Origin of the sequence: Nocardioides sp. SR21 (genome assembly GCF_022761125.1) — a bacterium.
Lineage (GTDB): Bacteria > Actinomycetota > Actinomycetes > Propionibacteriales > Nocardioidaceae > Nocardioides.
Window position 1 is genome coordinate 177,532 of the sequence record NZ_JAKWJR010000002.1, and the last position, 19,699, is coordinate 197,230.

11 protein-coding genes are annotated in these 19,699 nt (G+C 71.2%); 6 read left to right on the forward strand and 5 right to left on the reverse strand.

Features of this window, described 5'->3' with window-relative positions:
• Window positions 1-21: 21 nt before the first annotated feature.
• The gene (locus MJ604_RS04130; RefSeq protein WP_243057027.1) at window positions 22-1,113 is read left to right on the forward strand and encodes an exo-alpha-sialidase; all 1,092 of its coding nucleotides are present in this window, start codon (window positions 22-24) and stop codon (window positions 1,111-1,113) included.
• Window positions 1,110-1,565 (forward strand): SRPBCC family protein, encoded by a 456-nt coding sequence (locus tag MJ604_RS04135; protein ID WP_243057028.1) that lies wholly within the window; start codon window positions 1,110-1,112, stop codon window positions 1,563-1,565. Before MJ604_RS04130 ends, MJ604_RS04135 begins: the two co-directional genes overlap by 4 nt.
• On the opposite strand, the gene MJ604_RS04140 is transcribed toward MJ604_RS04135, so the two are convergent.
• On the reverse strand, window positions 1,562-4,087 hold the full coding sequence (locus MJ604_RS04140) for a glycoside hydrolase family 65 protein (protein ID WP_243057381.1): 2,526 nt from the start codon (window positions 4,085-4,087) through the stop codon (window positions 1,562-1,564). The two genes, MJ604_RS04135 and MJ604_RS04140, sit on opposite strands and share 4 nt — an antisense overlap.
• Before the next feature lie 26 nt (window positions 4,088-4,113).
• The gene (locus MJ604_RS04145; protein WP_243057382.1) at window positions 4,114-4,827 is read right to left on the reverse strand and encodes an HAD family phosphatase; all 714 of its coding nucleotides are present in this window, start codon (window positions 4,825-4,827) and stop codon (window positions 4,114-4,116) included.
• A gap of 512 nt (window positions 4,828-5,339) precedes the next feature.
• On the opposite strand from MJ604_RS04145, the gene MJ604_RS04150 reads away from it, so the two are divergent.
• Window positions 5,340-6,512 carry an HNH endonuclease signature motif containing protein gene (locus tag MJ604_RS04150; RefSeq protein ID WP_243057029.1) on the forward strand — a complete coding sequence of 391 codons (1,173 nt, stop codon included), beginning with the start codon at window positions 5,340-5,342 and terminating at the stop codon, window positions 6,510-6,512.
• 205 nt (window positions 6,513-6,717) lie between these two features.
• Here the strand turns inward: MJ604_RS04150 and MJ604_RS04155 are convergent, their stop codons facing one another.
• Entirely contained in the window at window positions 6,718-7,389 is a 672-nt protein-coding gene (locus MJ604_RS04155) for a bifunctional 2-polyprenyl-6-hydroxyphenol methylase/3-demethylubiquinol 3-O-methyltransferase UbiG (protein WP_243057030.1), read from the reverse strand.
• Window positions 7,386-9,233 carry a dihydroxy-acid dehydratase gene (gene ilvD / locus MJ604_RS04160; RefSeq protein WP_243057031.1) on the reverse strand — a complete coding sequence of 616 codons (1,848 nt, stop codon included), beginning with the start codon at window positions 9,231-9,233 and terminating at the stop codon, window positions 7,386-7,388. Before ilvD (MJ604_RS04160) ends, MJ604_RS04155 begins: the two co-directional genes overlap by 4 nt.
• A 45-nt stretch (window positions 9,234-9,278) precedes the next feature.
• On the opposite strand from ilvD (MJ604_RS04160), the gene ilvD (MJ604_RS04165) reads away from it, so the two are divergent.
• Entirely contained in the window at window positions 9,279-10,955 is a 1,677-nt protein-coding gene (ilvD, locus tag MJ604_RS04165; protein WP_243057032.1) for a dihydroxy-acid dehydratase, read from the forward strand.
• 1 nt (window position 10,956) lies between these two features.
• Here ilvD (MJ604_RS04165) and MJ604_RS04170 read toward each other — a convergent pair whose 3' ends face one another.
• The gene (locus MJ604_RS04170; protein WP_243057033.1) at window positions 10,957-11,847 is read right to left on the reverse strand and encodes an aldose 1-epimerase family protein; all 891 of its coding nucleotides are present in this window, start codon (window positions 11,845-11,847) and stop codon (window positions 10,957-10,959) included.
• Between the two features lie 25 nt (window positions 11,848-11,872).
• Between MJ604_RS04170 and xylB the strand changes: the two genes are divergently transcribed.
• Complete coding sequence (gene xylB, locus MJ604_RS04175; protein WP_243057034.1) at window positions 11,873-13,285, forward strand: xylulokinase; 1,413 nt, start codon at window positions 11,873-11,875, stop codon at window positions 13,283-13,285.
• Window positions 13,286-13,365: 80 nt separating this feature from the next.
• Entirely contained in the window at window positions 13,366-19,698 is a 6,333-nt protein-coding gene (locus tag MJ604_RS04180) for a cadherin domain-containing protein (RefSeq protein ID WP_243057035.1), read from the forward strand.
• Window position 19,699: the final 1 nt, after the last annotated feature.

The window sequence follows — 19,699 nt, forward strand, 5'->3', positions numbered from 1 at the left end:
CTCAACAGATCGGAGGGTGCAATGGCAGACCGGACGCTTCTGATGGTCGGGACCCGCAAGGGTCTCTGGATCGGGACCTCGGACGAGGCGCGCGCGGACTGGCAGTTCAGCGGTCCGCACTTCGACATGGAGGAGGTCTACTCCTGCCTGATCGACACCCGCGGGGACTCCCCGCGGCTGCTCGTCGGGTCGTCGTCCTCGTGGCTCGGGCCTCAGGTCTGGCGCTCCGACGACCTCGGCGCGAGCTGGCAGGAGACGCCCAACGGCGCGATCCGCTTCCCCGAGGACACTGATGCCAAGGTCGAGCGGGTCTGGCAGCTGGTGCCGGGCACCGAGGACGGCGTCGTGTACGCCGGGACCGAGCCGGGCGCCGTGTGGCGGTCGACCGACCGCGGCGAGACGTTCACGCTCGAGCGCGCGCTCTGGGACCACCCGCACCGCCAGGAGTGGGGCGCGGGCTTCGGCGGCCAGGCGTTCCACACCGTGCTCCCGCACCCCACCGACCCGCAGTCGGTGACGGCCGCGATCTCGTCGGGCGGCGTCTACCAGACCAACGACGGCGGCAGCAGCTGGGAGGCGCACAACCACGGGGTGAAGGCGGAGTTCCTGCCCGAGGGTGCGCAGTACCCCGAGTTCGGCCAGTGCGTGCACAAGATCGCCCGCCACCCGAGCCGGCCCGAGCGGATGTTCATGCAGAACCACGGCGGCGTCTACCGCTCCGACGACCACGGGAGCACCTGGACCTCCATCGCCGACGGTCTTCCCGCGGACTTCGGCTTCCCGATGGTCGTGCACCCGCACCAGCCGGACACGATCTACGTCTTCCCGCTCAACGGCGCGGGCGGCCGCTACCCGCCCGAGGGCGAGGCGGGGGTCTGGCGCTCGCGCGACGGCGGTGACAGCTGGGAGAAGCTCGACGAGGGTCTGCCGGAGAACTTCTACGTCGCGGTGATGCGCGACGCGATGTGTGCCGACGACCACCAGGAGGCCGGGCTCTACTTCGGCGGGCGCAACGGCGCGGTCTGGGGCTCGGCCGACGAGGGCGAGACCTGGTCCCAGGTGATCGCGGACCTGCCGGACGTGATGGTGGTGCGGGCGGCGTCGATCCCGTGAGCACCTACGAGGTGACGCGGTCGACGTACGTCGCCGCCGACCCGGCGGTCGTGCACGCGCTGGTCAACGACTTCCACGAGTGGCGGAAGTGGTCGCCGTGGGAGGACCTCGACCCGAACCTGCAGCGCACCTACACCGGCCCTGACTCCGGTGTCGGCGCCCACTACGGGTGGAGCGGCAACCGCAAGGCGGGCGAGGGCAGCATGGTGATCACCAGCGTCACGCCGCTCGAGATCGACGTGAAGCTCGACTTCCTCAAGCCGTTCTCCGCGTCCAACCAGGTCCAGTTCATCCTCACGCCGCACGACGGCGGCACCAAGGTCGAGTGGCGCATGGAGGGCGAGCAGAAGGGCCTCTGGGGCTTCGTCGGCCGCTTCATGAACATGGACAAGGTGGTGGGCACGGACTTCGAGCAGGGCCTGGCCCGGCTCAAGACCGCCGCCGAGAGCTAGGTGGCGGCTCCCGCGCCCGACTGGTCCGGGAGGTACGTCGGCAGCTCGCCGAGGTCGGCGTCCTCGAGCGGCTGGATCGGGTCGGGGACGCCGGCGGTGATCGTGCTGCCGTCCGCGCGGACGCCGCCGATCACCGGGTGGTCGCCGAGCAGCCCGTCGATGCGGGGGCCCTGGTCGGCGAGGGGCACGACGACCGACTCGCCGGGCGACACGACGTACTGGCGGCCGCGGACCAGCAACGGCACGTCCCGCTCGCCGCTCACGACCGAGAACGTCACCTGCTCCTCGTCGAGCTCGACCAGCACCCGCGAGCCCTGCCAGCACAGCCGGTAGCGCAGGCCCTCCCACGCCTCGGGCAGGCGCGGGTCGAAGGACAGCGCACCGCCGTGGTCACGCATCCCGCCGAAGCCCTGGACGAGCGCGCCCCACACGCCGCCGGTGGAGGCGACGTGCAGGCCGTCGACGGTGTTGCCGTGCAGGTTCATCAGGTCGACGTAGAGCGCCTGGTAGAAGTAGTCGAGCGCGGCCTCGTGGTAGCCCACCTCGGCCGCGACCACCGACTGCACGACCGCGGACAGCGTGGAGTCGCCGGTGGTGATCGGGTCGTAGTACTCGAAGTCGGCGCGCTTCTCCTCGGGGGTGAAGCGGTCGCCCTGGAGGAACAGCGCGAGCACGACGTCGGCCTGCTTGAGCACCTGGAACCGGTAGATCACCAGCGGGTGGTAGTGCAGCAGCAGCGGCCGCAGCCCCTCGGGCGTCTGCGAGAGGTCCCAGACCTCACGGTCGAGGAAGAAGTCGTCCTGCGGGTGGATGCCGAGGCCCGCGTCGTACGGGATCGTCATGCCCTCGGCGCAGCGTCGCCACTCCGTCACCTCGGCCGGGTCGAGGCCGAGGCGCGTGGACATCCGGATGAACTCCTCCGGACGCTCGTCGCGCATCCACTCGACGGCGTCGGCGGCGACCTCGAGGTTGTAGCGCGCCATCACGTTCGTGAAGAGGTTGTTGTTGACGACCGTCGTGTACTCGTCCGGCCCGGTGACGCCGTGGATGTGGAACGTCTCCTCGCCGTTGCTGCGCCAGAAGCCGAGGTCGGCCCACATCCGCGCGGTCTCGACGAGGATGTCGATGCCCTCGCGCACCAGGAAGCCGCGGTCGCCGGTGGCGAGCACGTACTTCATCAGCGCGTACGCGATGTCGGCGTCGATGTGGACCTGGGCCGAGCCGGCGGCGTAGTACGCCGACGCCTCTTCGCCGTTGATCGTGCGCCACGGGAACATCGCGCCGCTCTGCGCCATCTCGCGGGCCCGCTCACGAGCCGCCGGCAGCAGCACCGACCGGAAGTGCAGGACGTTCCTCGCGACCTCGGGCTGGGTGTAGGTGAGGAACGGGATCACGTAGATCTCGGTGTCCCAGAAGAAGTGGCCCTCGTAGCCGGAGCCGGTGACGCCCTTGGCCGGTACGCCGAGGCCGTCGGTGCGGGCGCTGGCCTGGGCGAGGCTGAACAGGTTGTAGCGCACGGCCTGCTGGAGCGCCGGCTGGCCGGGGATCTCGACGTCGCCGGAGGCCCAGAAGTCGGCGTACCAGCTGCGCTGGTCCTCCATGTAGTGCTCGACGCCGTGCCGCGCCGCCCGGTCGAGGGTGCGGTCGCAGCGGTCCGCGAGCTCGCGGACCGGGACGCCGCGCGAGGTGTGGTAGCTGACGACCTTGGTCAGCCGCACGACGTTGCCCTCGGTGGCGTCGACCCGGAACACGGTCTTGGCCTGGTCGTCGTCGGCGCGCTCCACGACCTCGTGCTCGTCGATGGTCTGCAGGTCGTGGTCGGCGGCGACCGCGATCGTCATGCCCGAGTGGGCGCACTGGTAGCCGAGCAGCATCCGCTCCGCGGTTGCGTTGCTCATCCGGGGGAGGAGCACCCGGTTGTCGAAGACGGCGGCCTTGCGGGGGTCGACCGGCTCGCCGGACGGCGTCGTCGGCATCCGGTACTCGTCGATGCCGTCCTGCCGGTTGAGGATCTGCGACGAGATCACGACCGGGGCGTCGCCGCTGAGCAGCTCCACCTCGAGGGTGTAGATCGCCAGGTGCCGTTGGGTCATCGACACCATGCGGGTGGTGTCGATGCGCACCCGCTTGCCCGACGGCGTGCGCCAGATCAGGTGCCGGCGCAGCACGCCGTCGCGGAAGTCGAGCCGGCGCTCGTAGTGCTCGAGGTCGGCGGTGCCGAACGTCAGCGGCTCGTCGTCGATGTAGAGCTTGAGTGTCGTGGTGTCGGGGGCGTTGACGATCGTCTGCCCGGTGCGCGCGAACCCGAACGCCGCCTCCGCGTGCCGGATCGGCCAGGTCTCGTGGAAGCCGTTGACGAACGTCCCGTGGGCGTACGCCGGCCGTCCCTCCTCGGGCGTGCCGCGCATGCCGAGGTAGCCGTTGCCGACCGCGAACAGCGTCTCGGTCACGCCGGCGTCGTGCGCGCGGTAGCCGGTCTCGACGAGCGCCCAGGGATCGACCGGGAACCGGCCGCGGTCCATCGGGTCGGGGCCGATGTGCTGGTTGTTCACGCGTTGCCCTCCTGGGCCGGGACGAGGTCGGCGAGGTCGGAGACGACGAGGGTGGCACCCGCCGCGGTGAGGGCCTCCGGGCCCGCGCCGCGGTCGACGCCGACGACGGCGCCGAAGTGGCCGGCCGCGCCGGCGCGGACGCCGGAGACGGCGTCCTCGAGCACGACGGACTCCGCGGCGCCGGCGTTCAGGACCTCGGCTGCGTGCAGGAACGTGTCCGGCGCCGGCTTGCCCGGCAGGTTCAGCTCCGTGGCGACCGCACCGCTGACCACGGTGACGAACCGGTCGCTCAGTCCGGCGGCCTCCAGCACGGCCGGGGCGTTCACCGACGAGGACACGACGGCGAGCGGCAGCCCGAGGTCGCGGAGGTGGTCGAGGAGCAGCACGGAGCCCGGGTAGGCCTCCACCCCGTCGCGCTCGAGCACCGCGTTGAACGCGTCGTTCTTGCGATCCCCGAGCTCGACCACGCGGTCCTGCGGCGCCGGGATCCCGCGCGACGTCAGGAAGTCGCGCACCCCGTCGTACCGGGGCTTCCCGTCGACGTGCGCGTAGTAGTCGGCGTCGGTGTAGGGCGCGGTGTCGCCCTCCCCGTCCCAGGACTCGAGGAAGGCGTTGAACATCTCGTTCCACGCGCGCATGTGCACGATGGCCGTCGGTGTCACGACGCCGTCCAGGTCGAACAGCACGGCTCGGTAGTCGGACCAGTTCAGTGAGGTCACTGAGCCAGGCTAGAGGGCACCGTGGTCGGGGTGCGAACGGTGGTTGGGGTGCGAGCGGAGCCAACCTCGAAACCGCCGTCCACTGATGCTGGGCTGCGGGTTGCTCGTGGTTGCTCGCCGACAGGGCTTTTACGCGGGTACGGCGGGTTCGGGCTGGCGCTGCTTCCCGGCTTGCGGTGGTGGGAGTCGGTGGTTGGGGTGCGAGGGCTAGCGAGCCTCGTATCCAGCTGGCTCTCGGTCGCCTGCGGGTTGCTGGTGGTTGCGACCGACAGGGCTTTTACGCGGGTAGGGCGGGTTCGGGCTGGCGCTGCTTCCCGGCTTTCCGGCGGTGGGCCTCGAAACGACAACTGTTCGTGGGTATCGGTGGTTGAGGAAGGCGCGCTCGCGCCTGTCTCGAAACCACCACCGAAATCCTCAAAACTATTTCTCGAAAGTGTCCACATCCCGGTCAACCACGGGCTTTTCGAGGCCCCGTTGTCGGTGGTCCCTGCTTGGGTTGAGATATGGCAGCCACCACGACCACCCGCACCGAACTGGTGCTGGCGGCTGCCCGCGCGACGCGTTCGGCGATCGCCGACCTCGAGGCCGAGCAGCTCGTACAGGCACTCGAGTGGGCGGCACTGAACCCCGGCGACGTCGTGGACCAGACCCGGTCCTGGGAGGAGCGCGACCTCGAGGTCGCCGGCGACGGCGCCCCGACGGTCGCGGAGTTCTCCATCGCCGAGTTCGCCCTCGCGGTCGGGATGAACACCGACGCCGGCCGGGTGTTCATCGGCGATGCCGTCGAGCTGGCGCACCGGCTCCCGCGCACCTGGGCACGGGTCCTCGACGCAGAGGTTCCGTCGTGGAAGGCCCGCAAGGTCGCCCAGCAGACCAAGGCGCTGCCGGTCGATGCGGCGGCGTTCGTGGACCGCGCGCTCGCGCCGGTGCTGCACACGTGCACGTTCGCCCAGATCGAGCGGACCGTCGAAGCAGCGCGTGCCGAGTTCGACCCGGCCGCTGCCGAACAACGCCGCTTGGCCGACGCCGAGCACCGGCACCTCACGTTCTACTGGCGCCAGGTCACCTCGACCGGGCAGGTCGCCGTCGCCGGGATCATGGACCTCGCCGATGCCGTGGCACTCGACGAGAACCTGAAGGCGAAGGCCGCCACCCTCGACCCCGCCCTCCCGATCGACGTCCGCCGCTCCATCGCCGCCGGGATGCTCGGCAGCGCGGGTGAGCGTGAGGTCGTGATCTACACCCACGCCCAGCCCGACACCCGGATGGTCGAGGTCGAGAACACCCGCACCGTCGTCACCCCCGAACAGATCCAGCAGTGGTGCCAGACCGCCGGCACCACCATCACCGTCCGCCCGGTGCTCGACCTCAACGAGAACCTCACCACCGACGCCTACACCCCCACCGACCGGCAGCAGGAGCAGGTCGTCCTGACCTTCCCGCGGTGTGTGTTCCCCGGCTGCAGTCGCCGGTCACGCTCGGCGGACAACGACCACATCGTCGAGTTCCCGATCGGTCGCACCGACACCCGGAACCTCGCGCCGCTGTGTCGCCACCACCACCGGGTGAAGACCTTCACCGCCTGGACCTACCACCGCACCGGCCCCAGGGCCTTCACCTGGACCAGCCCGACCGGCTGCAGCTACCACGTACGAGCGGACCGACATATCCGCTGACCCCCACCCCGCCGACCACGGCCGGCGGGGCATTCGTCGTGTTCTTCCAACGGTGACCACAACGGTCGACCCGAGCGGACCCGCAAGCCGGCCCACCGCCGTCACCACCTTCCGGTGACCACAGACCGCGGTGACCCCGTAATCCGAAAATCAAGGAACCGGTACCGCCCACGCACCCGCAGGCCGTCGGGCGCCGTCAGCAGGACTAGCGCTGTGCGATCACGATGATCTCGGGAGACGTGCCGGTCAGCGGGGATCGGTCCCAGTCGCCGTAGACCGCGGTGACCTCGAAGCCGGCCTCCACCAGTGATGCGCGGATCGACGACTCGTCGCGGAAGGCCAGCACGTCTCGGTCCGCCTCCTGGCCGGCGAACGTGTCGTAGGTGACCAGCGGCAGGGAGACGTCGACGGTCTCGTGCCAGAACTCGACGTCGCCGACGGTGCGCAGGGTGTCGGCGCGGGTCCAACGTTCCCAGGCACGCGCGGCGGGGTTGCGGGTCTCGAAGGCGAGGGTGCCGCCGGGGACGAGCGCGCGGTGCAGGTCGGCGAGTACGGCGGCCCAGGCGTCGTCGGAGGTGAACACCTGGGCGACGTGGCCCGACATCACCGCCAGGTCCACCGACGACGAGGTGGCGGCCGAGCTGTAGCCGAGCCGCCAGTCGACGTCGGACGCACCCTTCGTGCGGGCCACCCGCAGCATCTCCGGGTCCGGGTCGATCGCGACGACGCTGCGGCCGGAGGCCGCCATCAGCAGCGCGAGGGTGCCCGTGCCGCAGCCGAGGTCGAGCACCCGCGAGCCGGGGAGCGCGGCGTAGAAGCGGTAGTCGTGGTCGGCCGGGTTCAGCTCGTCGTACGACGCCTGGAAGTCGAAGGTCACTCCGGGACGAGCCGGTACGCGCCGTCGGAGGCAGCGGTCGCCATCAGGGCGTAGGCGCGCAGCGCCGCCGACACGGGCCGCTGGCGGTCGACCGGGGTGAACGGGCGGTCGCGCTTCTCCTGAGCCGCGCGGCGCTGGTCGAGGACCAGCGGGTCGACGTCCAGGGAGATCGTGCGGTTCGGGATGTCGATGGAGATGGTGTCGCCGTCCTCGACGAGCGCGATCGTGCCGCCGCCGGCGGCCTCGGGGGAGACGTGGCCGATCGAAAGGCCGGACGTGCCGCCGGAGAAGCGGCCGTCGGTGAGGAGGGCGCACTGCTGGCCGAGGCCGAGGCCCTTGAGGTACGACGTGGGGTAGAGCATCTCCTGCATGCCGGGGCCGCCCTTGGGACCCTCGTAGCGGATGACGACCACGTGCCCGGCCTGGACCTTCTTGGAGAGGATGCCCGCGACGGCGTCGTCCTGGCTCTCGAAGACGATCGCGGTCCCGGTGAACTGCCAGATCTCCTCGGGCACGCCGGCGGTCTTCACGACGCAGCCGTCCTCGGCGAGGTTGCCCTTGAGGATCGCGAGGCCGCCGTCCTTCGTGTAGGCGTGCTCGACGTCGCGGATGCAGCCGTCGGCGGCGTCGGTGTCGAGCGAGCCCCAGCGGTTGTCGGTCGAGAACGCCTCGGTGGTGCGCACGCCGCCTGGCGCGGCGTGGAAGAGGTCGAGCGCGGCCTCGCTGGCCTTGCCGCTGCGGATGTCCCACTCGTCGAGCCACTCCTGCAGCGAGGGGCTGTGCACCGAGTGGACGTCGGTGTTGAGCATCCCGCCGCGGTGGAGCTCGCCGAGCAGGGCTGGGATGCCGCCGGCGCGGTGGACGTCCTCCATGTGGTACTTCGGGGTGTTCGGGGCGACCTTCGACAGGCACGGCACCCGTCGTGAGACCGCGTCGATGTCGTCGACCGAGAACGTCATGCCGGCCTCGCGGGCCGCGGCGAGCAGGTGCAGCACGGTGTTGGTCGAGCCACCCATCGCGACGTCGAGGGCGAAGGCGTTCTCGAACGCCGCGTGGGTCGCGATGTTGCGGGGGAGGACCGACTCGTCGTCGTCCTCGTAGTAGCGCTTCGCGATCTCGACGACCAGACGGCCGGCCTCCTCGAAGAGCCTGCGGCGCGAGCTGTGGGTCGCCAGCGTCGAGCCGTTGCCCGGCAGGGACAGGCCGATCGCCTCGGTCAGGCAGTTCATCGAGTTCGCGGTGAACATGCCGGAGCAGGAGCCGCAGGTGGGGCAGGCCGACCGCTCGACGATGTCGAGCTGCTCGTCGGTGACCTGGTCGTTCACGGCCAGCACCATCGCGTCGACCAGGTCGAGCTTGGAGTGGACGATGCCCTCGATCGCCTCGGTCTTGCCGGCCTCCATCGGCCCACCGGAGACGAACACGACGGGGATGTCGAGCCGGAGCGCCGCCATCAGCATGCCGGGCGTGATCTTGTCGCAGTTGGAGATGCAGACGAGCGCGTCGGCGCAGTGCGCGTTGACCATGTACTCGACGGCGTCGGCGATCAGCTCGCGGCTGGGCAGCGAGTAGAGCATGCCGGCGTGGCCCATCGCGATGCCGTCGTCGACGGCGATCGTGTTGAACTCCTTGGCGACGCCACCCGCGGCGGCGACCTGCTCGGCGACGATCTTCCCCAGGTCGCGCAGGTGCACGTGGCCGGGGACGAACTCCGTGAACGAGTTGGCGATCGCGACGATCGGCTTCCCGAAGTCGGAGTCGGTCATCCCGGTCGCGCGCCAGAGGGCGCGCGCACCGGCCATGTTGCGGCCCGAGGTCGACGTTGCGGAGCGGAGGATCGGCATGCTGCACAGGGTATGCGGAGACCGATGAGCCTCTAGCCTGAGTCCATGACGGACGCTCCTGACATCAAGCCCCGCTCCCGCGACGTCACCGACGGCCTCGAGCGAGCCGCCGCGCGCGGCATGCTCCGCGCGGTCGGCATGGGGGACGAGGACTTCGCGAAGCCGCAGATCGGGGTGGCCTCGAGCTGGAACGAGATCACCCCCTGCAACCTCTCGCTCGACCGGCTCGCCAAGGCCGTGAAGAACGGTGTGCACGCGGCCGGTGGGTACCCGCTCGAGTTCGGCACCATCTCGGTGTCCGACGGCATCGCGATGGGCCACGAGGGCATGCACTTCTCGCTGGTCTCGCGCGAGGTCATCGCCGACTCGGTCGAGACCGTGATGATGGCCGAGCGCCTCGACGGCTCGGTGCTGCTCGCCGGCTGCGACAAGTCGCTGCCCGGCATGATGATGGCCGCCGCCCGCCTCGACCTCGCCAGCGTCTTCCTGTACGCCGGCTCGATCATGCCCGGCCAGGTGGACGGCAACGACGTCACGATCATCGACGCCTTCGAGGCGGTCGGTGCCTGCCTGGCCGGCAAGATCACCCGCGAGGAGGTCGACCGCATCGAGCGGGCGATCTGCCCGGGCGAGGGTGCGTGCGGCGGCATGTACACCGCGAACACGATGGCCGCGGTCGCCGAGGCGATCGGCATGTCGCTGCCCGGCTCGGCCGCCCCGCCGGCCGTGGACCGTCGCCGCGACGGGTTCGCCCACCGCTCCGGCGAGGCCGTGGTCAACCTGCTCCGGCACGGCATCACCGCGCGCCAGATCATGACCAAGGAGGCGTTCGAGAACGCGATCACCGTGGTGATGGCGCTCGGCGGCTCGACCAACGCCGTGCTGCACCTGCTCGCGATGGCCCGCGAGGCCGACGTCGACCTGACCATCGACGACTTCAACCGCGTGGGCGACAAGGTCCCGCACCTCGCCGACCTCAAGCCGTTCGGCCGCTACGTGATGAACGACGTCGACAAGATCGGCGGCATCCCGGTGGTCATGAAGGCGCTGCTCGACGCGGGCCTGATGCACGGCGACTGCCTCACCGTCACCGGCAGGACGATGGCCGAGAACCTCGAGCAGCTGGCCCCGCCCGGACTCGACGACGACGTGATCCGCAAGCTCGACCGCCCGATCCACGCGACCGGCGGTCTCACGATCCTCAAGGGCTCCCTGGCGCCCGAGGGTGCGGTCGTGAAGACCGCCGGCTTCGACGACTCCGTGTTCACCGGCACCGCCCGCGTCTTCGACGGCGAGCGCGCCGCGATGGACGCGCTCGAGCGCGGCGAGATCGAGCCGAGGGACGTCGTGGTGATCCGCTACGAGGGCCCCAAGGGCGGCCCGGGCATGCGCGAGATGCTCGCGATCACCGGTGCCATCAAGGGCGCCGGCCTCGGCAAGGACGTCCTGCTGATCACCGACGGACGCTTCTCCGGCGGTACGACCGGCCTGTGCGTCGGCCACATCGCGCCCGAGGCGGTGGACGGCGGCCCGATCGCGTTCCTGCGCGACGGCGACCGGATCACCTTGGACGTCGCGAACCGCAGCCTCGAGTTCGAGGCCGACGACTGGGAGTCCCGCAAGGACGGCTGGGAGCCGTTGCCGCCGAAGTACACCCGCGGCGTCCTCGGCAAGTACGCCAAGATCGTGCAGTCAGCGGCTCACGGCGCCATCACGAGCTGACCTAGCAGCCGAGCCGGAACCACGCCCGGTGCGTCTCGCCGGGCTGCAGCACGACCAGGTCGATGCCGGTGTTGAACGACTCCGGCGGGCAGGTCATCGGCTCCAGCCCGAGCGTGGCGCGGTGCTGCGCGCCCTCGTGCGGGTCCGAGCTGAACAGGTGCACCCAGCCGAAGCCGTCGCCGAGCTCCATCCGGACCTGCCGGCCGCTGGCCGGGTCGGCGAGCGTCACGACGTCGGACCCCAGGTCGGTGAACGGGTGGTCGAGCACCACGTCGCCGATCGGCCGGCCGCCGCGGAAGTCGAACTCCGTGCCGTCCACCGGCCGCGGCGCCTCGGGCAGGCACCGCTCGTCCATCGGGCAGTACGTCGCCGCCTCCATCGTCAGCACGAGGTCGTCGAGCCGCCGGTCGAGCGTCACGTACGGGTGGTGCCCCGTCCCGTACGGCGCCGCCGTCGTGCCGGCGTTGGTCGCGCTGAGCGTGCACCGCAGGCCCTCGTCGGTCAGCTCGTAGTCGGCGGTGAGGTCGAGGGTGAACGGGTAGCCGGTCTGCGGCGGCAGCTCGTAGCGCAGCGACGCGCGGGTGTCGTCGTGGTCAACGATCTCCCACTCGGCCCAGCCGGTGAGGCCGTGGAGCGCGTGCCCACGCGCCGGCTCGGTCAGCGCCAGCTGGTGCGACGTACCGTCGAACGACCACCGGCCGTCGGCGATCCGGTTGGGGAACGGCATCATGATCCAGCCGCGGTACTGCGGGTTGATCTCGCCCACCGGCCAGCCGGCGACGATGTCCTGGTCGCCGTGGGTCAGGGACCGCAGGGTGGCGCCGACGGTGACCACCTCGGCCCGGTACGACGAGTTGCTGAGGACCAGGTTCCGGCCGGACGGATCGCGCATGGAGGAAGACTGTCAGAATCCGGGCATGCCGTACGTCGCCGGGATCGACTCGTCCACCCAGTCCTGCAAGGTCGTCGTCTGCGACGCCGAGACCGGTGAGCTGGTCCGTAGCGGCAGCGCCCCGCACCCCGAGGGCACCGAGGTGCACCCCGACGCGTGGTGGGACGCCCTGCAGCAGGCGATCGAGGCGGCCGGGGGACTCGACGACGTCGCGGCGATCGCGGTCGGCGGCCAGCAGCACGGCATGGTCTGCCTCGACGAGGACGGCGGCGTCGTACGCCCGGCGCTGCTCTGGAACGACACCCGCTCCGCGCAGGCCGCGCTCGACCTGATCGACGAGCTCGGTGGGCCGCAGCCGTGGGTGGACGCGGTCGGGCTGGTGCCGGTCGCGTCGTTCACGGTCACCAAGCTGCGCTGGCTGCGCGACCACGAGCCGGAGAACGCCGCGCGCGTCGCGGCCGTCTGCCTGCCGCACGACTGGCTGACCTGGAAGCTGTCCGGCGCCGAGAGCCTCGACACGCTCGTCACCGACCGCGGTGATGCGAGCGGCACCGGCTACTGGTCGCCGGCCGCTGGCCAGGGAGATCTAGGGGAGTACCGCCGCGACCTGCTCGAGCTCGCCCTCGGCCACGACGCCGTGCTGCCGCGCGTGGTCGGGCCGGCCGAGGTGGCGGCCCACACGCCGCAGGGTCAGCCGCTCGGCCCCGGCACCGGCGACAACGCCGCGGCCGCCCTCGGTCTCGGCGCGGTCAGCGGCGACGTCGTCCTCTCGATCGGCACGTCGGGCGTTGCCTGCGCGGTCGCCGAGGAGCCGGTCGGCGACGTGACCGGCGCGGTCGCCGGGTTCGCCGACGCGACCGGCCGGTTCCTCCCGCTGGTCGCCACCCTCAACGCCGCGCGGGTCCTCGACGCGGCCGCCCGGACGCTCGCGGTCTCGCACGCCGAGCTCTCGGTCCTCGCGCTGTCCGCGCCGGCCGGCGCCGGCGGCATGGTGCTGGTGCCGTACCTCGAGGGCGAGCGCACCCCCAACAAGCCCGACGCCACCGGAGCGATCCACGGGCTCCGGCTCGAGACCGCGACCCCGGCGTACCTCGCCCGCGCGTTCGTCGAGGGCATGATCTGCGGGCTCGCCGACGGCCTGGACGCCGTCCGCGCGCTCGGGACGCCGGTCGAGCGGGTCGTGATGGTCGGCGGTGCCGCCCGCTCGCAGGCGGTGCAGGAGATCGCCTCCGCGGTCCTCGGCCTGCCGGTCACCGTCCCCCAGCCGGGCGAGTACGTCGCCCGTGGTGCGGCGCGGCAGGCCGCGTGGATCCTCGCGGGTGGCGCCGAGCCGCCGCACTGGCCGCTGGCCGACGTCGTCGAGACCGAGGTGGAGCCGACGCCGTTCGTGCGGGAGCGCTATGCGAGCGTGCGTGACCTCACAGCGAACCGGATCTGACGAATTCCCGCATTCGGACCCTCTACGACCGTAGAGGGTGGCAGGCTGGGCGCTTCCGTCTGTCGATCACGGGGGATTCGTTGCGGAAGCTGGTCTCGGGACTCGTCCCGATCGTCGTCGTCGCTTGCCTGCTGACCGTCGTCGGGGTGTCCCCGGCAGCGGCCCACGCTCCGAAGAAGAAGGCGCGCGGCGTCCTCGAGGTCGTCTGCGTCGACCGCGGTGACCAGTCGCTCCGGGTGCCGGCCGCGGGCTGTGCGCGTGGCGAGGACCGGGTCCGGGTCTCCGTGGCCGAGCGGCTGCGGGTGCGCCGCGGGCTGCTGGTGCCCAACAACGAGGGCGCGTGGTTCTGCGCCGCGCCCCGCGGCGGCGCGCTCCGCGAGATCGACCGCCCCGGCCAGTGCAGGAAGGGCCGCGCCCTCGAGTCGCGCAACCACCGCCCCGGCCCGCCGGAGCTCTCCGACACCGAGGTCCCCGAGAACGTGCCGGTCGGCACCGCGGTCGGCGCGCTGACCGCCGCCGACAAGGACGCCGCGGACCGGATGACCTACCGCCTCGTCGGCGGCGACACCGACGTGTTCCAGATCGCCGGCGGCGCCCTCGTGACCGCCGCGCCGCTCGACTTCGAGACTCGCACGGGCTACCGGGTGCGGGTCCAGGTCACCGACCTGCTCGGCCTGTCGCGCGCCGCGACGTACGACGTCGCCGTGGTGGACGCCCAGGAGAACCGCCCGCCGACCGACGTCTCCCTCGACGGCTCCGCGATCGACGAGAACCTGCCGGCAGGCAGCCTGGTCGGGCACCTGGGCGCCACCGACCCGGACACCGCGGACGAGCACACCTACACGCTGGTGACCGCGGCGGGCGTCGGCAACGACAACCCGCTCTTCAGCGTCGCCGGCGACGAGCTGCGCACGGTGGCGCCGTTCGACTTCGAGGAGCGCGCCCAGCTGACGATCCGGGTCCGCGCCGACGACGGCGCGGGCGGCAGCTTCGAGAAGGACCTGGCGGTCGCGGTCACCGACGCGCCGGACGCGCCCACCGCCGTCGGACTGGCGCCCGGCACGATCCGCGAGAACACCACCGGCGAGGTCGGCGCGCTGAGCGCCACCGACCAGGACGAGAACGAGCAGCACACGTTCAGCCTGGTCGCCGGCGAGGGCGACCGGGACAACGGGAGGTTCGCGATCAGCGGGGACCGGCTCAGCCTGGTCTCCCCGGCCGACTTCGAGTCGCGATCCGCGCTCACCGCGCGCGTCCGCGTGACCGACAAGGACGGGCGGACCTACGACCAGGCGGTCTCGGTCTCGGTGACCAACGCGGCCGAGGCGCCCACCGGGCTCTCGCTCTCGCCGGCGTCGGTGCCGGAGAACGAGCCGGCCGGCACCCGGGTCGGCACGCTGGCGATCTCCGACCCGGACGGCTCGGACGCCGGGCGCTTCGAGCTCGTCAGCGGCACCGGCGGTGACGACAACGCCGCGTTCCGCATCGAGGGCAACGCCCTCGTGACCGACGAGACCTTCGACTACGAGGCCGACGCGAGCCGGACCGTGCGCGTGCGTGGCTCCGACGTGTCGGGCATGTCCGTCGAGTCCGCGCTGACGGTCTCGGTCGTGAACAGGAACGAGGCGGCGACGCGCCTCGACCTCTCGAACAGCACCGTCGACGAGGACGCCGAGATCGGCGCCGTCGTCGGCACGCTGTCGACTGACGACCCGGACCTCGACGACCCGATCACCTACACGCTGACCGAGGACGTCGACGGCGTGTTCGCGGTGGAGGGCGACGAGCTGGTCACGGCCGGCGATCTCGACCGTGAGGTCGCGACGTCGCACACCGTCGAGGTCCGCGCCGAGGACGCCGGCGGCGAGACCGTCGACGCGACGTTCGTGATCTCCGTGGTGAACATCAACGAGGCGCCCTCGGCGCCGAGCATCAACGACGACACCGTCGACGAGAACCTCGCGCCGGGCGCCGAGGTCGGCCAGCTCACCGCGACCGACCCCGACGGTGGCGACACCCTGGCGTACGCGCTCGTCGCGGGAGAGGGTGACGACGACAACGCGGCCTTCGAGCTCACCGGCACCACGCTCACCACCGCCGCGCGCTTCGACTTCGAGGCGAAGGCGACGTACTCGATCCGGGTCCGCGTGACCGACTCCGGGACCCCGTCGCTGTCGACCGACGCCGTCCTCACGATCCACGTGGCCGACGTCAACGAGGCGCCGGCAGCGCCGTCGCTCGACCCGTCCAGCATCGCCGAGAACAAGGCGCCCGGCGCCCTGGTCGGCTCGCTCTCGGCGATCGACCCGGACACCGGGGACACGCTGTCGTACACGCTCCTCGACGACCTGGACAGCGACCACTTCCAGGTGACGGGCGCCGGCGTCTACGCACTGGACGCCTTCGACTTCGAGGACCAGGACAGCTACGAGATCCGTGTCGAGGTCTCGGACGGTCACGGCGAGAGCGCGGACGCGACGCTGACGATCACCGTCACCGATGCGAACGACGCCCCGAGCGATCTCTCCCTCTCGAACGACGAGCTCGACGAGAACACCCCGTCCGATGCGATCGGCACCCTGTCCACCACCGACGAGGACGCCGGCGACAGCCACACCTACACGCTGCCCGAGGACGAGGCTGACAACGACGAGTTCCTGGTCGTCGGCGACGAGCTGCGCGCCGCCGGGCCGTTCGACCACGAGACCCAGCCGACGCTCGACGTGCTGGTCCGCTCGACGGACGAGGCCGGCGCGTCGTACGAGCGCACGTTCACGATCACGGTCGACGACGTCAACGAGGCGCCGACCGCGATCTCGCTGTCGGACGACGAGGTCGACGAGAACGTCGCGACCCAGGACGTCGGCACGCTCTCGGCGGCCGATCCCGAGGGCGGGAGCATGACCTATGCCCTCGTCAACGGTGCCGGCGACCACGACAACGGGTCGTTCGAGATCAACGGCACCACGCTGCGCGCGACCGCCGCGTTCGACTTCGAGACCGAACCGACCCTCACCGTGCGGGTCCGCGTCACCGACGCCGGCGGCCTCAGCCACGTGCAGGCGCTCACGGTGGACGTCGTCGACGTCGACGACCTGCCCACCGGGCTGATCTTCCGGTCCGGCGGATCCGTCGCCGAGAACCTGGCCGCCGGCACCGAGGTCGGCTGGCTCGACATCGTCGACGTGGACGGTCAGGACACCGTGGAGTACTCGATCGTCGACGGCGCCGGGAAGTTCGCGGTGAGCGCGGCGGGAGAGATGACCACCACCGGTGCGCTCGACTTCGAGACGACCCCGGACGTGACGGTCCGCGTCGCGGTCTCCGACGGAGCCGTGACCACCTACACCGGTGACGTCGTCGTCACCGTCACCAACCGCAACGAGAGCCCGTCCCGGGTGGACCTGTCGTCGACGTCGGTGGACGAGAACGAGCCTGCGGGCACCGTCGTCGGCACGCTCTCGGCGGTCGACCCGGACGTCGAGTCGGAGGACCCGACGTTCGAGCTCGTGCAGGGCGGCGCCCAGTTCGAGATCGACGGCGACGAGCTGGTCACGAAGGCGGCGTTCGACCACGAGGCGACCGCGTCGTACACCATCCGCGTCCGCGCGACCGACGCCGGCGACGAGAGCGTCGAGACCCCGATCACGGTCACGGTCGGTCAGGTCAACGAGGCGCCGTCGGTCACGGCACCGACGGGCCTCTCGGTCGACGAGAACCGGCCGGCAGGCACGGCCGTCGGCACGATCACGGCCACGGACCCGGAGTCCGACGCGCTGACGTGGAGCCTCGCGAGCGGTGCCGGATCCGCGGACAACGCCAAGTTCGCGATCTCGTCCGCCGGCGAGCTGACGACCGCCGCAGGCCTCGACTTCGAGGCCCAGGACACGATGCACGTCCGGGTCCGAGTCTCCGACGGCACGCTCACCGACGAGCGCGAGCTCACGGTGACCGTCCTCGACGTGAACGACCCTCCGACCGTGGTCGCGGACTCCTACACGGGCGTCGTGGGCAACACCTTCGCGCAGCTCGGCAGCGTCTCGAACGAGGGTCCGACGGTGGTCCTGGCCGGCACCGTGCCGCTCGCCAACGACCACGACCAGGACGGTGACCCGATCTCCGTCGTCGCCGCGAGCTCTCGGCCGACCGCCCTGAACGGACATGTCACGATCTACGCCGACGGATCGTTCGTCTACCTGCCGCCGGTTGGGGTCAAGGACCGGACCGACACGTTCGAGTACACCGTGACCGACGGCGAGAGCCAGAGCACCGGCACCCTCTCCCTGGTCATCGCGGATCGCTTGGTCTGGTACCTCGGTGACAACGGCAGCGGGGTGCAGAACGGAACGGCACTGTGGCCGCTCGTCACCCTCTCGTCGTTGAACCGGGCCAACGACCTCGATGGCCCCGGAGACGAGCTGTACCTCTTCGGCGGCGGATACGCCGACAGGATCAACCTGGGCACCTTCACGTTGGAGAAGGACCAGAAGCTGATCGGCGCCGGTGTCGCGCTGCCGGGCATCCTGCCCGCCGGAAGCACGCCGACCACGTCGGCGAGGCTCACGCTGGCCGACGGGACGTCGATCGACGGAGTCGTCCTCACCGCCAGCTCGAGCGACGACACGAGCACGGTCACCGCCAACGGCGTCGACAGCTTCACGATCGGGTCTTCGACCACGGTCCGCAACATCGGCGTCGCGGCTCCGGTCTCGATCGTCGGCGGTGCCGGTGACATCTCCGTCGGCGCTGCCATCGAAGCCACGGGCGGCGGTCCGGTACGGGTGAACAACCGCACGGCCGGCACGGTGACGTTCACCGGCCCGATCAGCACGGTCAGCACGGCGGCCCGGGCGATCTCGGTGACCGGCAACACCGGCGCCACCGTCCGGTTCAGCGGGGGGCTGACCTTGAGCACCGGGAGCAATCCGGCGTTCTCGGTGTCCGGCGGCGGGACCGTCGAGGTCACCGGGGCCGGCAACACCATCACGACGACGTCCGGCACCCCGCTCAGAGTGTCCGACACGGTGATCGGAGCGGCCGGGCTGACCTTCCGGTCCATCTCGTCGTCGGGTGCCGCCAACGGGATCGTGCTCCAGAACACCGGTACGTCCGGCTCGCTCACGGTCACCGGGAACTCGTCGGGAGCGTGCGGCGGAACCCTGACCACCCAGGGCGCTCCCAACGCGAACCCGACCACGTCCGACTGCACGGGCGGCACGATCTCGGCCTCGACCGGCGCGGGCATCTCACTCGAGAACACCAAGGCGCCGTCGTTCACGCGGATCCACGTCACCGGCTCCGCCGACGACGGTGTGTCCGCGCGGAGCGTCAGCGGTCTGACGATCGTGAACAGCTACATCAGCTCGAACGGCGACGCGATCGGTGAGAACGGTGTCGACCTCGGCGGCTCCGAGGCAACGTCGTACGCCGGTGTCACCGGCACCGTGTCGATCACCGACACGACGATCGGCGGCTCCGGCGACACGAACCTGTTCTCCGGCACGTCGAGCGGCACCACGACGTTGTCACTGCTGCGGAACCGGGTCTTCGGGCGTACGCCCGGCACCGGTCTCGGTGCCAAGGACGGCATCCGGGTCGAGGCGGCGTCCGGTGGCACGGTCGACCTGACCGTGACCGGCAGCTTCCTCACCGCGAACGAGGGCGACCAGCTGCAGGTGGTCGCGAGGGGCTCCGGCAAGATCCAGAACGCAGCGATCACGCGGAACTCGACGTGGGCCGGCAACCGCGGCGTCCAGGTCGCGGCCGGCGGGACACCGTTCACCGGCGCGCTCGCGTTCGACATCGCCAACAACGCGATCCGGGGCATCACCGGTCCCGCGATCGCGGTGATCGGCACCAACGTGAACGGCACCGGGTACGTCGGGCACGTCCGGAGCAACCTGGTCGGGTCCAGCTCCGCCGCGGCCTCCTGCGCCACCGCCGGTGACGGCATCCTCGTCTCCACCGAGGACGGCACCGGCTCGCTCACCGTGGACGTGTCGGACAACCTCGTGAACCAGTGCGTCGGTCGGGGCATCGTGGTCGAGGCGACCGGCGGCGCCGCTGCGGTCAACGCCGCGGTCCTGAACAACCGGGTCTACCTCGACAGCTCGTCCGTGTCGGAGGCTCTCCGTCTCGACCTCAACCCGCAGCCGACCGACACCGGTACGTCGTGCGTCCAGATCGCGACGAACACCCTCTCGCCCGGTACCTCACCGGCGAACGGCGTCTCGTTCCGACTCGACCACGGGTACGGCACGCTCCAGGCGGTCACAACGGCGATCGGCAATCTCGGGGACACCTACGAGGCCCGGCTCGCCCACACCAACACCATCACCGGTGGCGTGCTGGCCTACCGCCCGGCCGGCAGCACCCACACCGGCGTCGCGTCCTGCCCCACGGCACCGAACTGAG